Source organism: Halopseudomonas pelagia CL-AP6, assembly GCF_000410875.1.
GTDB lineage: Bacteria > Pseudomonadota > Gammaproteobacteria > Pseudomonadales > Pseudomonadaceae > Halopseudomonas > Halopseudomonas pelagia.
In genome coordinates this window covers 68260-86837 of the sequence record NZ_AROI01000005.1, presented here as the reverse complement: position 1 = coordinate 86837, position 18578 = coordinate 68260, and the positions used below count along the sequence as shown (strand labels likewise).

Here is an 18578-nt window from a genome sequence, read left to right as displayed (position 1 = left end):
GCCCAGATTGCACGGTCTCATTCGGCAACCTCCCCGGTTTGAGCCGGGCGCGCGCTTCTTCTAAGATGCAGACGCAACTAACCCCAGGAGCCCCAGTGCCGCTACCTAGCGAATCCCCTTCACCAGCCTCTACGGCCTACAGTGGCGCTCAACTGCGCGGTTTCGCTCTGAGTCTGGCTGTCTGGCTGGCCCTCTGGGCCTTGCTTAGCAGCAACGAGGGATGGCTGCTCGGACTACCTCTGGCGCTGTTGGCAGCCTGGGCCGGGGTGCGTGCGAGCCTGCACGTCGGGCCAGTTCAGTTGCGATATCTACCCGCCTTTCTTGGCTTTTTTATCGCGGAGCTCTTTATCGGCGGCTGGGATGTCGCCCGCCGCGCCTGGCATCCACGCCTACCGATCAAGCCACAATGGGTTCGTTACCAGATGAGTTGTACTGAGCCCCGCGTTCAGCTGCTGCTGTCGGCCATGGTCGGTTTGCTGCCTGGAACCTTGGCTTCACACTTCGAAGGTCAGACACTCCACCTGCATGCGCTGGACCATCAGCAGAACTGGCGCAACACGGTAGGGCGTCTTGAACGACATCTAGGCCGCCTGTTGCAAGGCCCACAGTCATGATGTGGCTGGCCTGCATACTGCTGCTGAGCGTTGGCGCCGGGTTGTGGCGGCTGTGGCGCGGACCCACGCGCGCCGACCGGCTGATGGCCGTGCAACTGTTTGGCACCAGCGGCGCAGCGATCCTAATGCTGCTGGCGCAAGCACAGGATCAGCCCGCACTGCTGGACGCGGCGCTAGTATTGGCGCTCCTCGCGGCGGTGGTATGTGGGGCTCTGGTACAGTTGCTGCGGAGGCACCATGAGTGACTGGCTGATGTGGTTAAGCTGGCCGTTGCTGATCGGCGGCACTTTCTTTTTCATCGCCGGCACCCTCGGGGTGCTGCGCTTCCCTGACGTTTATAGCCGTCTGCATGCCGTCACCAAGGCAGATACTCTGGGGCTCGGACTGTTAGCCTTCGGGCTGGCGTTGCGTAGTGACGGCTGGCAGCCGGGACTGCAGATGCTGTTGGTCTGGGTCCTGGTGATGGCGTCGGGCGCCACAGCCTGCCAATTGCTCGCCCGCTACCAGCGTGAAATCGAGGCCGATAAGCCACGGGAGCCACATGATCAGCCCTGAACTGGTTTTTGATCTGTCGCTGGTTCTGCTGCTGGTTGGGCTGGCTACGGCGGCGATACACGCATCCCAACTGTATACCGCCGTGGTGTCATTTATTGTCTTCGGGCTGATGCTGGCCCTGACCTGGGCGCGGCTCGGCGCAATGGATCTGGCATTGGCTGAAGCGGCCATCGGCGCCGGGCTGATCGGGGTGCTGCTGCTTGGCGCCCTGGGCCGCAGTGCAGCCGAATCCGCCAATCCGATACGCCCAGCGCAGCGCATTGCTGGCCTGGTGTTGGGTCTGCTGGTGCTGGTGTTGCTGGGTCAGGCGGTCATGCCTCTGCCCGGGGGCCAATCATCGCTGCCGGGTGAGGTCATGCGTGCGCTGGACGACAGCGGCGCCAGTCACCCGGTCACCGCCGTGCTGCTGAACTTTCGCGCCTGGGACACCCTATTGGAGCTAATCGTACTCTTGTTAGCTCTGCTCGGTGTGCGTCAGCTGCGCCCCCACACGCCTGCGCTACCGGCTGCCTGGCCGCTGCTGCGTGCCTGGAGTCGGGTGCTCGCCCCGCTGACCGTCATGGTCGGCGGCTACCTGCTCTGGCGTGGCAGCCATGCGCCCGGCGGCGCATTCCAGGCCGGTGCCATTCTCGCCGCCGGCGCGGTGATACTACGCCTGGGCGGGATACTGCCTCACATCGGCTGGCAGCATTGGTGGTTACGGGCACTGGTATTACTCGGCGTAGCGCTGTTCAGCCTGGTCGCTGCAGCCAGCGCCTGGCTGGGCGATGGCTGGCTGGTATATCCGCAGCAGTGGAGTGGTGGGCTGATCCTGATGATCGAAATTGCCGCGACGCTGTCAATTGCAGCGGCTCTAATGCTGCTGGTCATCGGTGATACCGAGGAACTGGCAGCATGACCAGCGTATTGCTGTATCTGCTGGCGGGAGTGGTTCTGTGGCTACTTGGCCTGCACGGGCTGCTTTACCAGCGCCATGCGCTGCGACGTATCATTGCGGTCAACGTCATGGGCAGCGGGGTCTTTATGGTCATGGTCGCGCTGGCCAGCCGCGTGCAACCGATTGATCCGGTACTGCAGGCGCTGGTGGTAACCGGCTTGGTGGTGGCTGCCAGTGCCAGCGCCTTTGCGCTGCGGCTGGCCACCACCAGCGCAGATCGCCCAGAGCAGGGGCCGCAATGAATTTTGCTCTGCTCAGCCTGCTGATTCCGCTGGTGGCGAGTCTGCTGTTGTTACTGTTGCGTTCGCGCGCGGGTGCATTGGTCATTATCGCAAATGCTCTGAGCCTGGCGGCAGCGGGCTTGGCCCTCCATTCGGTAGTCGAGCAAGGTAGCCAACAACTGGCGTTGGGTGGCTGGGACACACCACTGGGCATTCGCTTCGAACTCAGCCCACTGACTGCGGTACTGCTGGTCTTTACCGCGCTGATCCACCTGTTGGTGGCGGTCTATGCCGAACGCAGCCGGCATAGCCAGACCCGCGACACTGACTTCTGGCCGTTGTCTTGCCTGCTGCATGCCAGTCTCGCGGCGCTGTGGCTTTCCCGCGATCTGTTCAACTGGTACGTCACACTGGAACTGCTTGGGCTGGTCGCGGTGGCCATGGTGATTCTGTCCGGGCGCAAGGCGCATGCGCCAGCGCTGCGCTATCTGCTGCTCTCCCTCGCGGCATCACTATGTTATCTGCTCGGCGTCGCGCTGCTGTATGGCGAATACGGCGTGCTGGACCTTGAGCTATTGGCAGAGGTGACCGCCAACACCCCAACCACACGCATGGCCCTGACACTGATTACCCTGGGCCTGATGCTCAAGGCGGCCTTCTGGCCGCTGCATATGTGGCTACCCGCCGCCCATGCGGCCGCTCCCACTGCGGTCAGTGCGCTGCTCTCGTCGCTGGTGGTCAAGGGGCCGCTGTTTATTCTCTGGCTACTGTGGAGCCGCATTGCGCCAGTCGATTTCGCCCAGCAGGCGGGTCTGTTGTTTGCGCTGGCTGGCATAGTCGCGCTACTGGCCGGCGGTTGGTCGGCCCTGCGCACGCCCTGGCTGAAGGTGCTGGTGGCCTATTCCACCGTGGCGCAGTTGGGCTATGCACTGCTGGCGCTGGGACTGTTGTTGCACTGGCAGCAGGCTGAGCTATCCACCGCGTTGTGGCTGTTCGTATTGGCCCACGGGCTGGCCAAAGTCAGTATGTTCCTGGCTGCCGGCGAAATGCAGGCAACCCTCGGCAGCAAGCGGGTGAGCTCGCTCAAGGGTGCCAGCCAGACCATGCCGCTCGCGATGTTCGCCTTTGCGGTGGCCGGCGGCAGCTTGATCGGTCTGCCGCCCAGCGGCGGCTTTGTTGCCAAATGGGTACTGCTGCAACCCCTGTTCGTTGAGCCAGCCAACTGGCCCTGGGCCTTCGGCGTGCTGCTCGGCACGCTGGCCAGCGCCGCCTATGTGTTTCGCGTGGTGGCCATTGCCTTTGATCGCGCCGCGCCCACCCAACCCGACTACGACCCGGACGCCTTTGCCCAATGGCTGGCGATGCTGCCAGCGCTGGTGGTGTGGGCCATGGCGCTGTTCAGCGAGCCGCTGATCATCTGGTTTGCGCAGGTGGGTCTGTGAACCTGTCCTGGACCAACCTGCTACCGCTGCTGATCATCCTCAGCTCGGTGATCCCGGGACTAATCATTTTCACCCTGCGCGAGGATCAGGTACGCCTGCGCGTGACCCTCAACCTGACCGGCGCGCTGCTCAAGCTAGGCCTGGTCGCACTGATGCTGTTCGGCGTAAGCCAGGGGCTGGAGTTCCGGTTCAGCGTACCCTTCCTACCCGGCGGCGGGCTGGTGCTGCAGGGCGATGCGCTGGCACTGCAGTTTATTGCCCTGTCTGCGGTGCTCTGGCTGGCAACCACCGTTTACGCCATTGGCTATCTGGAAGATTCGCCCCTGCGCTCACGCTTCTTTGGTTATTTCAGCCTGTGCGTCAGCGCCACCGTCGGCGTGGCCCTAGCGGGCAATCTGGTGACCTTTCTGCTGTTCTACGAGCTGTTGACGCTGGCGACCTTCCCGCTGGTGGTGCACCGCGGAACGCGCGAAGCCTTGCGTGCCGGGCGCATCTACCTGAGTTACACCCTGGGTGGCGGCGCACTGTTGTTGATGGGCGTAGCGCTGCTGCACAGCCTGACCGGCAGCCCGGACTTTATCGCTGGGGGTTATCTCAAGCCTCTGCTGCTGCAGCACGATGCCAGCCTGATGCTGGCTTTCGGGCTGATCATTGCCGGGCTGGGCGTCAAGGCAGCGCTGCTGCCGCTGCACGGCTGGCTGCCCCAGGCGATGGTCGCACCGGCACCAGTCAGCGCCTTGCTGCATGCGGTGGCAGTGGTCAAGGCCGGGGCTTTTGGCATAGTGCGGGTGGTCTACGACGTCTATGGGGTAGAGCCGATGCAAGCGCTGGGGTTGAGCCTGCCGCTGATGGCACTGGCAGCCGCGACCATTCTCTACGGCTCGTTCAAGGCTTTGCAGCAGCGCGAAATCAAGAAACGCCTGGCCTACTCAACGATTAGCCAGGTGTCTTACATCACTCTGGGGGTGGCGATGCTGGGGCCTATTGCTGGCGTGGGTGCGCTGGTACATTTGGTCCATCAGGGGCTGATGAAAGTCACCCTGTTCTATTGTGCTGGCAACTTCGCCGAAACCCTGGGCATACACCATATCCGCGAAATGGACGGCGTTGGTCGGCGCATGCCGCTGACCATGACCGCTTTCACCCTGGGTGCGCTGGGCATGATCGGCGTGCCGCCGACTGCCGGCTTTATCAGCAAATGGTACCTGGGCTATGGCGCACTGGATGCGGGGCATGACTGGGTGCTGCTGGTCTTTGTGCTCTCCGGTCTGTTGAACGCCGCTTATTTCTTGCCGCTGTTGTACCGCGGCTGGTTTGCCAAGGCGCCCAGACAGTGGCCGGCTGAAGCCAACCTGGGCACCGGCAAACCCGGTTGGGGCGAGACTCACTGGATGCTGCTCGCACCGGTACTCGTTACGGCAGCGCTGGCGCTACTGGTGGGCATCTTCGCGGGCACCACATTGAGCCCGCTATCCTGGAGTCAACTGATCATCAACCGGGAGTTCGGCCTATGAGCCCCCTGGTGTGGCTGACCGTGCCCTTCTTACCCCTGTTGGCCGGCGTGTTGCTTTGGCTCAGGCCGCAGCAGGTGGCACCCTGGTACTGGCTGGCCTGCGTCCCGGCGCTACTGCTGAGTATCTGGCCCACCCCTGCGCTGGAGCTGGCGATGCTCTGGCCCGGCGCCACCTGGGGCGCCGATGATCTGCTCGCGCGCGCCTGGCTGGGATTCAGCGCGGTCTTGTGGGCATGCGCAAGCCGCTTTGCCGTGGCCGACTTGAGCGACGGCCGACATGTGCGCCGCTTTTGGCTGTTCTGGCTGCTGTCTCTAACCGGCAATCTGCTGCTGGTGATCGCCCAGGATGCGGCCAGCTTCTATATCGGCTTTACCTTGATGAGCCTCAGCGCCTACGGCCTGGTGGTGCATCTACGCGGCCCGGCGCCCCGTCAGGCGGGCCGCATCTATCTGCAGTTAGCGGTGCTCGGCGAGATGCTGATCTACGCCGGCATGCTGCTGCGCATGCATGAGACCGGTGGCCTGCTCGGCTTTGCGGACTGGCAAAACATCCCTACCAGCGGCCTGACCGCAGGCCTACTGTTGATAGGTTTTGGCCTCAAGGCCGGGTTCTGGCCACTGCACGTCTGGCTCCCGCTGGCGCATCCGGCTGCCCCGGCGGCGGCCAGCGCGGTGCTCTCGGGTGCGATGATCAAGGCCGGCATTCTTGGCATCTGGCGTTTTCTACCGGCGGAGGATGCGCTGCTACAGCAGTGGGCCCTCTGGCTGCTGGCGATCGGCGCCATCAGTGCCATCTATGGTGTTCTACTTGGGTTACTGCAACACCAAGCCAAGGCCACACTGGCCTATTCTTCTGTCAGCCAAATGGGCTACCTGCTGATCATTCTCGCCCTTGGCTGGCAGCAACCCGAAGCGCGCCCAGCCGCTGCACTGATGCTGGCGTTGTATGGCGTACACCACGGCCTGGCCAAGGGCGCGCTATTTATGGGTGCCGGTTTGAGTACCCACGTACGGCTCAAGGTCTGGCACTGGGTACTGATGGCGATACCCGCGCTGGCACTCGCCGGCCTGCCTTTAAGCAGCGGCGCGGCGCTCAAGGTATTGCTCAAGAACAGCGTAGAGAACAGCCTGCCTGGCATCTGGTTGACGCTGCTCAGCATCGGTTCGCTGGCCACGCTTCTCGTCGTGGCGCGCGCGCTCTGGCTAATGCGCCAATCACAGAAGACGCAAGAGCTACCCGCGCCGTTAGCCAGCCAGGTGTTGCCCTGGGCGTTGCTGTGCCTGATACCCATCGCACTGCCCTGGCTGTGGCCAGAGATGCGCGAAGCCCTGCAACAAAGCCTGTCTGGCTACGCACTTTGGGCCGCCGTCTGGCCGTTGGCACTGGGTCTGGCATTGAGCGTCATGGCCATCAAGCTCCAGTGGCGGATACCCGCACCCCTGAGCCATCTACCCAACCCCGCCAGGGTTGTCTCGATTGGCTTTAAACGCTGGATGTCCAGGCCACCCAAACAGGCTCCAGTCCCAGCGAGCAACGCGCAACGCTGGCGTAATCTGGAACGGCGCTGGAATCGCTTTTTTCAACCAGAGGCGGTGGCTGCCAGCGCCTGGCTGATAGGTGCGCTCCTACTGCTGGGGTGGCTATCCTGAGGTCGCCTTTCAGCCGCCAGCCGCAGCTCCCCGGGGAATGATGGCTGGACGGGGCAACCCCAAAACGTTAGGGTAGCCGCCACCGGATCGACCCTTACAGCGTTTTTTGCGCTTGACTGCGTGCGTTGATCTGGCCGCTGTACCCCGGCGCTCCAGCGCCGAACTCTTGCACTATCAGGCCGTTAACAGCGGCCTTTATCTCGCTACAGACATTCCTAGAAAGATGTTCTGTTTTTGCTTACGTCCTGCGGTGGCCGCTCCGTACCCGGAATTCTGGCCCCTGCGAAGGATGATCGGGCTGCATAGCCTATGGGTATTCAATGAACGAACACAGTTTCTATCAGTTCTCGACACTGACCGTCCTCGCCTTGCTGGTTGCCTTTTACGGCGGCACTTATCTGCTCACCTTGCTGATCAAAAAGAAGAAAGAAAATACCGACGCCTTCATGGTCTCCAATCACCAGATTGGCTTTGGCCTGGGCGCCGCCAGCATGACTGCGACCTGGATCTGGGCGGCCTCGTTCTATGGCGCTGCGACCTCGGGTTATACCTATGGCATCTCTGGCCCCTTGCATTACGGGCTGTGGGGCGCACTGATGATTCTGTTTATCTATCCCTTCGGCCGGCGCTTTCGCGAATTGGCGCCCAATGCGCATACCCTGGGTGAGCTGATTCACGCTCGGCATGGCTCTTCCAGTCAGTTGATCCTCGCCTCCTCTAACGTGCTGGGCAGCATCATCAGTCTGATGGTCAACTTCACCGCCTCGGGCGCACTGGTCTCGGTACTCTCGCCACTGTCCTTTCAGGCTGGGGTGGTCATTGCCGGGATCGGCGTGTTGTCCTACACCTTGTGGTCAGGCTTTCGCGCCTCGGTACTGACTGACTTTGCCCAGTTGATGGCGATGATGGCGGTGGCGATCCTGATCATCCCTGCGGTGCTGTTCGCCCTCGGCGGACCGGGTACGCTATCCGACGGCATGAGCCTGCTGACACCGGAACAGGCCAACCTGTTCTCGATGGACGCCATCCTCAATCAGGGTGCGCCGTTCTTCGTTGCGGTACTGGCCTATGCGATTGGCAACCAGACCATTTCCCAACGGCTGTTTGCCGTGCGTCAAGACCACATCAAACCGACCTTTATCACCGCCACCATCGGCTACGGCGCGATCGTTATCGGCCTGGGCATGATTGGCTTGATGGCCTTGATGACCGGCATGGAGCCCATCGATGGCGACATGAACAACCTGATCCCACAAATGGTCTCGATGTATCTACCACCGGTATTTATCGGGCTGTTCTTCATTCTGGTGATCGGCTCGCTGTCCTCGACCGCCGACTCGGACCTGTCCGCCATGTCAGCGATTGTCATGGCCGACGTGTACGGCAAGAACATCGCCAAAAACAAACCCGACCCAACCAAGATGCTGTTTATCGGCCGGCTGACCATGATTGTCGCGACGCTGATCGGGGTGATCCTCGCCAGCTTTTCAATGGACATTCTAATCATGCTGGTGTTTGTTGGCGCACTCTGGGGCGCGATTGTGTTTCCGGTAATCGCCAGCTGTTTCTGGGACCGGGTAACTAACGCGGCCTTTACCTCGGCGGTGATCGCCGGCTTGCTGATGTTCTGCGTTGCCCGCTTTGAATTGCTGCCGATGATCAGCGTGATCGCCGTGCTGTTCGAACTGCTGGCTGCGGTAGGTGGCGGCGTGGTGCTTGGCCTGATGGCCTTCGGATTCTGCGGTCGCCGCGTCGGTTTGATCGTCGGCGCTGTCTGCGCCATCGCCTTGGCATTCTTCGCCGTCGGCTTCCTCCGGGACTACACGGTACTGCTGGCCTCGCTGATGGCCTACGGCGTCAGCACCATCGTTTGCGTCGGCGTCAGTCTGCTGAGTTCGAGCAAATTCGACTTTGCGCAGATCGATCAGAAAGTCATCAACTACGATCCAATCGAGCCTGTCACCCAGGCCTGATCCAACCCACTGGCTGGTGCGCCTGGGTGCGCCAGCCAAGCAACAGGAGTGAACATGCAAACATTCATGCTGGCCTTATATGTACTGATCTGGCCATTGGTGTCACTGGCCGTACTGGCGGTCATTGGCTCCGCCACCCTGAAGGATATTCGCGCTGCCCGACGCGCAAAGCGCGAGCTGGTTTAACAGCTCACGCCAGCACGGTTGGGGTTGAGGAAAAGGTCTGGTTATTTGCCCGCCAGTTACATCTCCGCTAACCTTTGAGCAGCTCCTTATGGAAACGTTAGGGCTCCTGAATCTGCGGCAAAGGGCCCAGATCCAGGAACTCCATCCTGGCGCATTCTGAAACATCTGCTGGTCTAATCGCCAAGTGCCACAGCGTCCATTAAGCTGGCTTTTCCGCCCCTTTGCCCAACCTCCCCCAATGAAAATAGCCGAACAGCAATACCTGCACGCGCTGCCAAAGCGGGTTGGGTAACTGCCGCAGCCGTCCATCGATAAAGACCAGCTCGATCACGTGAATGATCAGGGTGATGGCCGCCGCCTTGATAAGCAAACCGCCCCCCATTGCCATGGACGGAAACAGCGCCGTCACCAGCGCAGCCACCCAAAGCAACGCCAGCAATACCTTGCCTAGAGTAAAAAACGTCATGTCATCTTCCTTGTGCGAATGATCGCATCAGTTATACAAAAAGGTAGGTCCCGGATGCTCTCGGCCATCGTCCTCACCCACCTCCACCGCCACAAGGTCATTGAGACGGCTATTCAAGCCTTCGATTAACTGACGGTGTTCGTGGGGTTCGTTAGCCAGATTGATCAGCTCGTCCGGATCGCTGTGCAGGTCATAGAGCTCCAGATCGTTGTGGGCGATCAAGCTCTCGATATCAGCCGGGGTATGGTGGTTACTCGGTGCGAAATAGCGCGCGAACTTGTAGCGCCCGTCATGAATACCGCGGAACAATGCTCGATTATCACGTGAAGGGCCCAGCCGCCCCTGGCGCAGCGATTCCCGGATGAGTGTCCAGGGCGTGACCTTATCGGCGTTAAGCATGACCGACTCGGTAAACTCCGGATCCAGATACATGCTCACACCGTAGTTGAACAGATGGCCACGCTCGTCACGCGCTGAACGCTGACCGGCCCCGCCCAGGCTGCTGACCAGGCTCACGCCGACTAAATCCGGAAAACGCTCAGTCTGCTGCGCGGCCGACATGCCTGCCAGCTCCAGCAGCGTCGGCACTATGTCGACCGTCGAGCCCAGTGCTGGCGTTTCGCGGGCATACTGGATATCCGGATGGCTGACGATGAAATTGACCCGGGTATTTTCCTTGTACATGTGCGGGCCTTTCTGCCGCAGCTTGTGCGCCCCGGCCATTTCACCATGGTCGGCGGTGAGAATAACGATGGTGTCCTGGTCCCGGCCGCTAGCCTGCAACGCCCCCAGTACCTGGGCAATCGACTGGTCGACATCGCGAATGCAGTTGAAGTAGTAGCTCTGCAGGCCCTGCCAAAGCTGCTCATCATGTGGGTCGATATGGCCGTAAACCTGATTGCAGATATGTACATCGGTCTGATGCGCCCAGGGCTTGGTGCCTAGATCTTCGCTATAGAAACTCGCGGGCAGCGGCACATCCCACTGTTTGGCATACACGCCTGTCGCCGGGCCGGGCGAAATTGGCCCGAGGTAATTCTCGCGCAAACGGCTGCGTTGCTGAGCCGGGCCTGAGCTGTAAAACATGATGTCGTGCGGGTTAACGAAATTCACCGCCATAAACCAGGGCTTCTCGTCATCCTTATGTTCATGCAGCCAACTGACCGTATCGCTGGCCGTGACCTTGTCAAAGATAAAACCGCTCATGTGCGAGCCGTGCGGATCGCCGTTAAGGTTGTAATCAGCAAAGCCGAACGCTAGTAGTGCATCGGTGGTGGTCTTTACCTCGCCGTAGGTCAGGTCAGAGGCTTCAGCGATATGCGACAGATGCCACTTGCCCTTGTAGGCGGTGTGGTAACCCAGGTCACTGAGCATGTGCCCCAGCGTTGGTAACGATGAAGACAACTCCCTGAACGGCGGCAGCCCAAGATTGGCGACAATGCCGGTCTTCTGGGTATGCTGGCCGGTAAAAATCACCGACCGCGATGGCGAACAGGGCGTGGTATTGACATGGAAATTGCCCATGCTCACGCCACGCTGCATCAAGGCTTCATGGCCCGGCAAATGCAGCACGCGGGGCAAATCGGCCATGGCGCGCTCCTGGTCGGTGACGATCAGCAGAATGTTCAGCTTGCGGCCGGCGCTGCGCGAACCAATGGCTGCGCTGCTGGCGTAAGGCACCGTGGCATTCGGACTACCGGTTTGCGCGACCAATGAAGGCGTCAAGCTGGTAGCCGATACGACACCTGCCCATTTCAATAAATCACGGCGCTTCATCCACGGCTCCTTGCACCTCGTGGTGCTCTTATTATGACTATTTGAAGTACATCAACAGGCTGACAACTAGCTCAGAATAATTCCAATGCATTTTATTCAAAGAATTGATGCGGTTTTCGCATCGAGTCAGTTAGCCGTTTCAGTTCTTTGGGTGGGGGGTGGCAGATAAATAGGGTTGAAACCTTACCGGGCCAATAAGGTTTGAAAAATCATTTATTCATATGCGAGGGAGTAAACAGATGAAATTACTATAAAGGCATATAGCTAGTATTTAGAAATATTCAGCAACTATTTGTATGTATTCAAAAATAAAATTAGCAGGCACTAGGATATTTATTTGCATCACTCCAGCTTCGCCGCACAGTGCCTTTTCAGCCTCTTGATTTGCTCGCTGTAATCTGCTCTTTATGCTCCTAAGGAAGACAGTTAGCTCTCAAGGATCCGACATGAAGAAGGTATTTGCGGTCGTTCTCACCTACAACCGAAAGGACCTGCTCGAGCGCAGCCTGGATGCCATTTACGCCCAGACTCGGCGTTGCGACGGGGTCATTGTCATTGATAACGCCAGCAGTGATGGAACTGAATCCATGCTGCTGGAAGCAGGTTATCCCGGCCTGCAACTCTATGTTCTGTCCCACAACCTGGGTGCCTCCGGCGGTTTCAACGTCGGCTTTCGCATGGCCTTCCAGGAAGGAGCAGACCTTGTCTGGATGATGGACGATGATGTAATTGCCGCGCCCGATGCACTGCAACGGCTACTGGAGGCCGACGCGCTGCTAGAGAGCAGGACTGAAGAACGCGCATTCCTGCTGTCCACAGCCTTTACCGAGAACGGGCTGGTGACCAATTCGCCCAGCATCGATAACCGCCGCAATAAAATAGATTACGAAAACTGGCCATTGACGCTTGAGCTCGGAATTCTGCCGGTCCGTCGCGCGACCTTCGTCTCCATTCTGGTACCTCGTGCCACGCTAGAGGAATACGGCCTACCCATCGCGTCCATGTTCATCTGGGGAGAGGATACCGAATTCACTCTGCGCGTCACCAGCAAGGTGCCCGGCTATATTGTGGGGAACAGCAAGGTACAGCATCTGCGGCAGGAAAACGGTGCGATCAGCATCATGGCCGAAAACAGTCCCTCGCGGCTGCAATACCATCGGCACTACTTTCGCAATGAGATCTTTGTGGCGCGCAAGTATTACCGCACTCGTCGCCTGATCATGTCCGTGTTCAATCAGTTGGTATTGATTTTCAGATTACTGCGCATGCGCAAGACGACAAAAGCTCGGATTGTGTTTCAGGGGTTGCTTGAAAGCTGGCGGTTCTTCCCAACGGCCGAGTCGGCTGCCGCGCCGGTTGAGGATCTGGGCGTGACCGTACGCTCGCCGACGTCCTATTTAAAACCCAAGGAAGTCGAGCAGAGGGATTTTGCGCTCGACTCCCTGCAGCTGACCTCAGAAGAGCTTGTCGACTCGCTCACTGATCAAGGGCCAGGTCGCATCCTTGTCTGATAGGGTACTGACCGGCAAAGGCCAGGCGATCGCCAGACGCTCATCGTTATAGCGCAAACCACGCTCCGCCTGGGGCGTGTAGGGCGCCGAGACCAGATAACTGACTTCGGTATCGTCCATCAAGGTCTGAAACGCATGCGCAAAACCCGGCGGCACATAGAGCTGATGTCGATTGCGATCACTCAATTCGAATGCCTCATGCTGTAGATAACTGGGTGAGTCCTCTCGCAGATCGACAATCACATCCACGATAGCGCCTCTGATACAGCGAATGAGCTTGGCTTCGGCGTAAGGCTGAATCTGATAGTGCAACCCCCGTAACGTACCGCGCTGGACAGATATCGAGGTATTCTGCTGCACATAATCACCCTGCATACCGTGCTGAAGAAATTCCTCGCGGCACATACTGCGCGCAAAAGAGCCGCGCTCGTCGCCGCGCGGCTCAAGCTCGATCAACCAGGCATCCTTTAGAGTGGTCTCTCGGTAGATCATGGAAAACTCCTTTTCGTAGACAAGAGCAAAGCGACTCAGGCGAACAGCTGTTCCTGCTCGGCATACAGAGCATCAACCAGACGACCTGACGGAATGCTGACATCGTCGAAGGTCAGTGGCCTGTCCTTTGCTACAGGCCTTAGCACCGTACACCCCAGGGCCAAGCCAACTGGCAGCAGCTTGTCGCTACGCACCACTGTCATATTCTCCGCCACGCCGTAGACCTCATATCCGCCGAAGTCTTCGATCACCTCGCCTGGCGAAAGATCTTTCTTGGCCAGCGCAATAACACCTACCTTAGGCCCGCCGAGTGGCGTCAGCACTGCGTCATTGAACAACACCGCCCGGGCGACCGAGTTCGGCACCTCGAAATGGCACAGATGATAAGGCGTATAAAAGCAGTAATAAGGCCCCTTGCCGAGCTTGTAGAGTTCCAGATAATGACGCTGCCGGGGGTTATCCAAAGTGCCCAGAACAAAGATCCCAGGCCCGGGTCGCGCACCGACCACGTAATCTACCAATCCAGGGCCCGTGGGGTCCAAATACGGCTCGAACGCTACGATTGTGTCTTCTATGGGCACCAACGGCGCACCGGGATCACCTCCCGAAAAGTCCGGCCCCAGCATCCCACGTCGCGCCACTTGCATACCGGTTCCATTGGCAACAATGGCCTGCTCGAAGGAAATCTTGGTGCCATCGGCAAAGGAAGCAACCATCGCTGGCTTTTGCCCCCAACGTTTGGCAAAACTTTCCTGCGTCGTCGGATTCCGGTAGGGATCATGCAACCCTTTGATATTGCCGCACAACACCGGCTTCAGGCCGAGACCAGCAACGAATCTGTACTGGTTCATCTGCACGCCAGGTTGATCCCCGTCGGAAAAGCTGTAGATCACTCCGGCGGCCTCGGCACGCGTTTTGAGAATGGGCCCTATGGTGCCGTCCAGCTCCGCGTTCATCTGCACGACATGCTTGCCGCTCTCCAGTGCCGCCAGAATGGCTCGCGCAGCAAACTCGATTGATCCGGTCACCTCGATAATTGCATCCAGCCCCTCGGCTCTGGCCAGCGCTTGAGCATCCTCAGTGACCGCCGGACGACCAGCGGCAATGGCATTCTCCAATTGCGCCTGGGTATCGCAACAGAGCGGATCGACCCCAACCTGGCCATAAAGCGCAATGGCTGGCGCCAAGTGTCGGTTCGCTACCGCGCACAGCTGCATTCCTTGAGTGGCGGTCATGATCTGCAGGGCAATACCGCTAGCCTGAAAACCTGCACCAATCATGCCCACGCGAATGGGCCGCCCTTCTGCCTGACGCTTGGCCAAGGCGTTATCGACAATGATCATTGTATTTCTCCGAATGCCGCGCTGACGTTCTCAGTTCCAGAGCTTCCAGGGCGCCCCTGCGGACCAGGTCTCTTCCAGCACCACCTTGTCGCGCAGCGAATCCATGCTTTGCCAATACCCCTTGTGGTGATAACTGCCCAACTTGCCCGCGTCGACCAAGCGATTCATGGGCTCGTTTTCCCAAACCGTCTGGTCGTCGTCAATCAAGTCGAACACTTTTGGTTCACAGACAAAAAAGCCACCGTTGATCAGGCCGCCATCAGCGGCGCCCTTTTCACGGAAGCCCTCCACGTGAGTCATTTCTTCGTTCAGGCGCAACGCGCCATAACGGCCGGGCTGCGTCACCGCCGTTAAGGTGCACCAATGCCCCGACTGCCGGTGAGCCTCTACCAACGCAGTGATATCCACATCACTCACACCGTCACCATAGGTCAAACAGAAGGGCCCGTCAGAAAGGTATTGCTGAGCGCGCTTGAGGCGCCCCCCGGTCATGGTCTCGCCACCGGTATCAAGCACGGTGACCTTCCACTGTTCCTTCAGCTTGTCATGCCATTCGATACTGCCGCTCTGCAGATCAATGGTGTAATCGCTGCGGATACCCCGGTAGTTGAGAAAGTAATCCTTGATGAAATCGACCTTGTAACCACCCAGCACAACAAATTCATCGAACCCGTGATGCGCATACATTTTCATGATGTGCCAGATGATCGGCATTCCACCCACCTCTACCATCGGCTTGGGTCTGACTGCTGTCTCTTCACTCAATCGGGTGCCAAAACCACCTGCAAAAATCGCTACTTTCATATAGCTACACTCCTTGGCTGCTACGCGGTGGAGAAGATAGAACGGTTATTGCTTAAGCCAGACCAGATCCTCTGACAGCCGCTGTTGTGCAATATGACTTTGCAGCACATGCAGGCGCATCAGCGGTGATGAGCGAAAGTCAGCGTCGTTGAACTTCATGCGCGTGAGACCTTCGACCAGACGCTCGATCGAGTCGGACAAGCTCATCAACGGTTGATGATCCGGCGCCAGACGGGCGAACAGGCTGAAATCGACTTTGTAGGAACGGCTGTCGACTGGCGCATCGGTATTAATACTGACCGTAGTGCCAGGCACTGCGTCAGCCACCGCCGCCGCCAGATCACGCACTTGATGATTGCGCGAATCGGACCCGGTGTTGACGGTCAGAAACCGGCCACCGGTATCGGCTTTACGCTGCACAGCCCAGTCGATCGCACGCGCCATGTCCGCAACATCGATCAAAGGTCGCCACGGTGAGCCATCACTGAGCACCGTAATCCGGCCTTCGCTTAGTGCACAGGCAACGAAATCATTGAGCACCAGATCCAGCCGCAGGCGGTCGGACATGCCGCAAGCGGTAGCAAAGCGCAGGCAGGTGATTACCATGTCGCTCTCTATTTCAGCCAGCGCCTGTTCGGAGCCGATCTTGGACTTGGCGTAAGCGGTCATAGGTGCAACCGGATCGGTCTCGCGGCGCGGCGCGCCGTCGGCTACGCCATACACGCTGCAACTGGAAGCGAAAACGAAATTGCCAACACCTGCCGCAGCACAGGCACGAGCAATAGCCAGGGTGGCATCCTGATTGATCTCCTGAGTCACGGCTGCGAAGCGGTTGCCCATCGGATCATTGGATACGGCAGCCAGTTGCACGACAGCATCGTAGCCTTGCAGCATGTCTGCCGCTATGGAGCGCACATCACCAAAGAATTGTTGACTCAGATAACGCTCGGGTGCACTGATAGCACCGGTCAGGCAGTGCGCAAAATACGCATTGTCGTACCCGTCGATCTGCGCCTGGGGATGACGCTGAGCCAATTCCCGTACCACCGAAGGTCCTACGTATCCTAGATTACCCAGCACTAGCATTTTCATGCAGCCTTCCTTGAGCAGTTCATATTTTGAAACATCTTATAAATGAATCTAACAATCCATTTAGGTCAAGAGCTATCTTATGAACAAAGCAATTTCCGACGAAAGGCATAGAATGCATGAATAACTTACAGCAGTTACGTCATTTTGCCGCCTTGGCAGAGCATGGCAACTTCGCCCGCGCCGCCGAAGCGGTGCATCTTAGCCAACCCGCTTTAAGCCGCAGCATACAAGCGCTGGAATCGAGTCTGGATTGCCGCCTGCTTGACCGCCACAGCCGCGGCATCAGCCTGACAGCGCATGGCCAGTTGGTACTCGAGCATGCGCAACGGCTATTGGCAGGCAGCCACGCATTGAAAAATGCTGTGAGCCAACTAGGTAATCTGGAAGCAGGCGAACTATTGCTGGGTAGCGGGCCCTATCCTGCGGCTCGCCTGGTGCCCCAAGCGATGGGCAAGCTTGCCCGAGCCTATCCACGGGTACGGATGACCTTGCTGATCGATAATTGGAGGGGGCTGCGTACGCGTCTGTTGAATGACGACCTGGAACTCTTTGTTGCGGATATCCGCGATCTGGAGCACGACCCGCTGCTGCATATCGAAGCACTCAGCCGGCACAAGGGCGTAATCTGCTGCCGACCTGATCACCCGCTGACCAAGCGCTCCACACTCAAGCTTGAAGAGCTGTTCGCCTACCCACTCGCCGCGACCCAGTTGCCACACAAAATAGCCCACGAACTGAATAGCCTTAGCGGGCGAGAACAGCCGATCAGTATTCAGTGCGATAATTTTATGGTGCTCAAGGCGCTGGTCGCGCAGAGCGACGTACTCGCCATGGCTTTCTGGGACGTGGTGGCAGAGGACGTAGCTGCAGGTAGGTTAAGTATCTTGCCGCTAGAGATTGGCATCTTCCAACAGACCTCCGCCTATGGGCTGGTAAGCCGAGCGGGCCATACGCTCTCACCAGCAGCGCAGATGCTGCGCAGGCATGTGCTGGAAGATGAGCGCGTGGCAGAAGAGCGGCACTCCGTGCCGCAAAACGTCTAATCCGAACTCAGAAAATCAACATCAACAAACCGATGACAACGGCCAGGCCGATCAGAAAAATGATACCGACTGTACTGGCAAGAAACTTCAACATAATCAAACTCCTGGTTTTTAATGGCTCTTCATTAGGACTCGCTATAAGACCCATCGTTCCCCAGCTCCCGAACGGCAGTACGGGCACTGGCGATGCCACTGTTGCGCCAGGCTTGCATTCACCGGCAGATTGATTATGGTAGAGCTACTACTACAGGAACACGCACCACAGACATGAATTACCCCCTGATTGCACACAGAACACCTCAGGACTTCCTCATTTAAGCCGGGGCGCGTTCGCGTACCCGGCTGCGCCACTCCCGTATTGTCCTATCAGAATCAGACACTCCAGAACCTGCGCTCAGCCACTAGGGCACGCAGCCTGAGCGCCTGCCTGAATCAAGCCGTAACAGACTAAAGAAGAAGCCACACCATGAATACCATGCCCCAGATCACCCTGACCAAACTGGACGTTCAGCGTCTCGACAAACTGCTGGATCCGATGAAATACCCGGTGGATATATTGGAAACACTGGAAAACGAAATCGCCCGCGCACGCATCGTCAGCCATAAGCGCATCCAGCCCAACGTCATAACCATGAACTCCACCGTGCGCCTACTGGATGAGACTACTGCGCGTGAATTTCTGGTAACGCTGGTGTACCCACACAACGCTGGCAATCCTGATACCGTCTCCGTTCTCGCCCCGGTCGGCACGGCTATCCTCGGGCTCAAGATTGGTCAGAGTATTGAATGGACGTCACCCCAATGCCGGCCGCTGAAGCTGAAAGTATTGGATATCCCTTACCAGCCTGAGGCCCACCAGGAATATGATCTCTAAGCGGGCTAGGGCTAACGCAAAGTGACTGACTCGGTCTGCGCCAGCAGGGGCTCCGTTGTCAGCGTCTTGACTCCAAGCAGCAGCGC

General features: G+C 58.7%; 20 protein-coding genes. 13 read left to right on the top strand and 7 right to left on the bottom strand.

The window, feature by feature from the left end:
- Nucleotides 1-95 precede the first annotated feature (95 nt).
- The 10 genes from K787_RS22110 to K787_RS25460 all read left to right on the top strand — a co-directional run bounded on the left by K787_RS22110 (nucleotide 96) and on the right by K787_RS25460 (nucleotide 9091).
- A complete protein-coding gene (locus K787_RS22110; protein WP_022961517.1) occupies nucleotides 96-614 on the top strand; it encodes a Na+/H+ antiporter subunit E in 519 nt (172 codons plus the stop codon).
- Nucleotides 611-859 (top strand): MrpF/PhaF family protein, encoded by a 249-nt coding sequence (locus tag K787_RS0104075; protein WP_022961516.1) that lies wholly within the window; start codon nucleotides 611-613, stop codon nucleotides 857-859. Before K787_RS22110 ends, K787_RS0104075 begins: the two co-directional genes overlap by 4 nt.
- Entirely contained in the window at nucleotides 852-1169 is a 318-nt protein-coding gene (locus K787_RS0104070) for a cation:proton antiporter (protein WP_022961515.1), read from the top strand. Before K787_RS0104075 ends, K787_RS0104070 begins: the two co-directional genes overlap by 8 nt.
- Nucleotides 1156-2067, top strand: a complete 912-nt coding sequence (locus K787_RS0104065; protein WP_022961514.1) for a hydrogenase subunit MbhD domain-containing protein — start codon at nucleotides 1156-1158, stop codon at nucleotides 2065-2067. Before K787_RS0104070 ends, K787_RS0104065 begins: the two co-directional genes overlap by 14 nt.
- Nucleotides 2064-2348 (top strand): NADH-quinone oxidoreductase subunit K, encoded by a 285-nt coding sequence (locus K787_RS0104060; RefSeq protein ID WP_022961513.1) that lies wholly within the window; start codon nucleotides 2064-2066, stop codon nucleotides 2346-2348. The genes K787_RS0104065 and K787_RS0104060 overlap by 4 nt, the downstream gene beginning before the upstream one ends.
- Nucleotides 2345-3769, top strand: coding sequence for a complex I subunit 5 family protein (locus K787_RS0104055; protein WP_022961512.1), 1425 nt, complete (start codon nucleotides 2345-2347; stop codon nucleotides 3767-3769). Before K787_RS0104060 ends, K787_RS0104055 begins: the two co-directional genes overlap by 4 nt.
- Before the next feature lie 2 nt (nucleotides 3770-3771).
- Nucleotides 3772-5283, top strand: a complete 1512-nt coding sequence (locus K787_RS0104050; RefSeq protein ID WP_028614565.1) for a proton-conducting transporter transmembrane domain-containing protein — start codon at nucleotides 3772-3774, stop codon at nucleotides 5281-5283.
- On the top strand, nucleotides 5280-6932 hold the full coding sequence (locus K787_RS0104045; RefSeq protein ID WP_022961510.1) for a complex I subunit 5 family protein: 1653 nt from the start codon (nucleotides 5280-5282) through the stop codon (nucleotides 6930-6932). The genes K787_RS0104050 and K787_RS0104045 overlap by 4 nt, the downstream gene beginning before the upstream one ends.
- 320 nt (nucleotides 6933-7252) lie before the next feature.
- Nucleotides 7253-8905: a sodium:solute symporter family protein gene (locus K787_RS0104040; protein ID WP_022961509.1), complete on the top strand. Its 1653-nt coding sequence runs from the start codon at nucleotides 7253-7255 to the stop codon at nucleotides 8903-8905.
- Nucleotides 8906-8959: 54 nt separating this feature from the next.
- Nucleotides 8960-9091, top strand: coding sequence for a putative transporter small subunit (locus K787_RS25460; RefSeq protein ID WP_022961508.1), 132 nt, complete (start codon nucleotides 8960-8962; stop codon nucleotides 9089-9091).
- Between the two features lie 199 nt (nucleotides 9092-9290).
- Here K787_RS25460 and K787_RS22105 read toward each other — a convergent pair whose 3' ends face one another.
- Together K787_RS22105 and K787_RS0104025 are read right to left on the bottom strand one after the other, a co-directional pair.
- A complete protein-coding gene (locus K787_RS22105) occupies nucleotides 9291-9557 on the bottom strand; it encodes a DUF1145 domain-containing protein (protein WP_022961507.1) in 267 nt (88 codons plus the stop codon).
- 27 nt (nucleotides 9558-9584) lie between these two features.
- Complete coding sequence (locus K787_RS0104025) at nucleotides 9585-11333, bottom strand: sulfatase family protein (RefSeq protein ID WP_022961506.1); 1749 nt, start codon at nucleotides 11331-11333, stop codon at nucleotides 9585-9587.
- A 446-nt stretch (nucleotides 11334-11779) separates the two neighbouring features.
- Here K787_RS0104025 and K787_RS22100 point away from each other — a divergent pair, with 446 nt between their 5' ends.
- Nucleotides 11780-12844, top strand: coding sequence for a glycosyltransferase family 2 protein (locus tag K787_RS22100; RefSeq protein ID WP_022961505.1), 1065 nt, complete (start codon nucleotides 11780-11782; stop codon nucleotides 12842-12844).
- Here the strand turns inward: K787_RS22100 and rfbC are convergent.
- The 4 genes from rfbC to K787_RS0104000 are packed head-to-tail and all read right to left on the bottom strand — an operon-like array spanning nucleotide 12788 to nucleotide 16575.
- Complete coding sequence (gene rfbC / locus K787_RS0104015; protein WP_022961504.1) at nucleotides 12788-13336, bottom strand: dTDP-4-dehydrorhamnose 3,5-epimerase; 549 nt, start codon at nucleotides 13334-13336, stop codon at nucleotides 12788-12790. The genes K787_RS22100 and rfbC overlap by 57 nt on opposite strands.
- A 35-nt stretch (nucleotides 13337-13371) precedes the next feature.
- On the bottom strand, nucleotides 13372-14679 hold the full coding sequence (locus K787_RS0104010; protein ID WP_022961503.1) for an NAD(P)H-dependent oxidoreductase: 1308 nt from the start codon (nucleotides 14677-14679) through the stop codon (nucleotides 13372-13374).
- A 30-nt stretch (nucleotides 14680-14709) separates the two neighbouring features.
- Entirely contained in the window at nucleotides 14710-15483 is a 774-nt protein-coding gene (gene rfbF / locus K787_RS0104005; RefSeq protein WP_022961502.1) for a glucose-1-phosphate cytidylyltransferase, read from the bottom strand.
- Between the two features lie 45 nt (nucleotides 15484-15528).
- On the bottom strand, nucleotides 15529-16575 hold the full coding sequence (locus tag K787_RS0104000) for an NAD-dependent epimerase/dehydratase family protein (protein WP_022961501.1): 1047 nt from the start codon (nucleotides 16573-16575) through the stop codon (nucleotides 15529-15531).
- A gap of 116 nt (nucleotides 16576-16691) precedes the next feature.
- On the opposite strand from K787_RS0104000, the gene K787_RS0103995 reads away from it, so the two are divergent.
- Complete coding sequence (locus tag K787_RS0103995; RefSeq protein ID WP_022961500.1) at nucleotides 16692-17618, top strand: LysR family transcriptional regulator; 927 nt, start codon at nucleotides 16692-16694, stop codon at nucleotides 17616-17618.
- 7 nt (nucleotides 17619-17625) lie between these two features.
- Here K787_RS0103995 and K787_RS25945 read toward each other — a convergent pair whose 3' ends face one another.
- Nucleotides 17626-17712, bottom strand: a complete 87-nt coding sequence (locus tag K787_RS25945; RefSeq protein ID WP_442345781.1) for a small membrane protein YohP — start codon at nucleotides 17710-17712, stop codon at nucleotides 17626-17628.
- A 372-nt stretch (nucleotides 17713-18084) separates the two neighbouring features.
- Here K787_RS25945 and rnk point away from each other — a divergent pair, with 372 nt between their 5' ends.
- Nucleotides 18085-18492 (top strand): nucleoside diphosphate kinase regulator, encoded by a 408-nt coding sequence (gene rnk / locus K787_RS0103985; protein WP_022961499.1) that lies wholly within the window; start codon nucleotides 18085-18087, stop codon nucleotides 18490-18492.
- The last annotated feature ends 86 nt before the right edge of the window (nucleotides 18493-18578 follow it).

Bases quoted from the DNA above. Each gene is read 5' to 3' on its own strand.
- K787_RS22105 (WP_022961507.1), bottom strand. From the start codon at position 9,557: ATGACGTTTTTTACTCTAGGCAAGGTATTGCTGGCGTTGCTTTGGGTG.
- rfbF (WP_022961502.1), bottom strand. From the start codon at position 15,483: ATGAAAGTAGCGATTTTTGCAGGTGGTTTTGGCACCCGATTGAGTGAA.
- K787_RS22100 (WP_022961505.1), top strand. From the start codon at position 11,780: ATGAAGAAGGTATTTGCGGTCGTTCTCACCTACAACCGAAAGGACCTG.
- K787_RS0104025 (WP_022961506.1), bottom strand. From the start codon at position 11,333: ATGAAGCGCCGTGATTTATTGAAATGGGCAGGTGTCGTATCGGCTACC.
- K787_RS0104055 (WP_022961512.1), top strand. From the start codon at position 2,345: ATGAATTTTGCTCTGCTCAGCCTGCTGATTCCGCTGGTGGCGAGTCTG.
- K787_RS25945 (WP_442345781.1), bottom strand. From the start codon at position 17,712: ATGTTGAAGTTTCTTGCCAGTACAGTCGGTATCATTTTTCTGATCGGC.
- K787_RS0104070 (WP_022961515.1), top strand. From the start codon at position 852: ATGAGTGACTGGCTGATGTGGTTAAGCTGGCCGTTGCTGATCGGCGGC.
- K787_RS0104000 (WP_022961501.1), bottom strand. From the start codon at position 16,575: ATGAAAATGCTAGTGCTGGGTAATCTAGGATACGTAGGACCTTCGGTG.
- K787_RS0104040 (WP_022961509.1), top strand. From the start codon at position 7,253: ATGAACGAACACAGTTTCTATCAGTTCTCGACACTGACCGTCCTCGCC.
- rfbC (WP_022961504.1), bottom strand. From the start codon at position 13,336: ATGATCTACCGAGAGACCACTCTAAAGGATGCCTGGTTGATCGAGCTT.
- K787_RS0104065 (WP_022961514.1), top strand. From the start codon at position 1,156: ATGATCAGCCCTGAACTGGTTTTTGATCTGTCGCTGGTTCTGCTGCTG.
- K787_RS25460 (WP_022961508.1), top strand. From the start codon at position 8,960: ATGCAAACATTCATGCTGGCCTTATATGTACTGATCTGGCCATTGGTG.
- rnk (WP_022961499.1), top strand. From the start codon at position 18,085: ATGAATACCATGCCCCAGATCACCCTGACCAAACTGGACGTTCAGCGT.
- K787_RS0104060 (WP_022961513.1), top strand. From the start codon at position 2,064: ATGACCAGCGTATTGCTGTATCTGCTGGCGGGAGTGGTTCTGTGGCTA.
- K787_RS0104075 (WP_022961516.1), top strand. From the start codon at position 611: ATGATGTGGCTGGCCTGCATACTGCTGCTGAGCGTTGGCGCCGGGTTG.
- K787_RS0103995 (WP_022961500.1), top strand. From the start codon at position 16,692: ATGAATAACTTACAGCAGTTACGTCATTTTGCCGCCTTGGCAGAGCAT.
- K787_RS0104045 (WP_022961510.1), top strand. From the start codon at position 5,280: ATGAGCCCCCTGGTGTGGCTGACCGTGCCCTTCTTACCCCTGTTGGCC.
- K787_RS0104010 (WP_022961503.1), bottom strand. From the start codon at position 14,679: ATGATCATTGTCGATAACGCCTTGGCCAAGCGTCAGGCAGAAGGGCGG.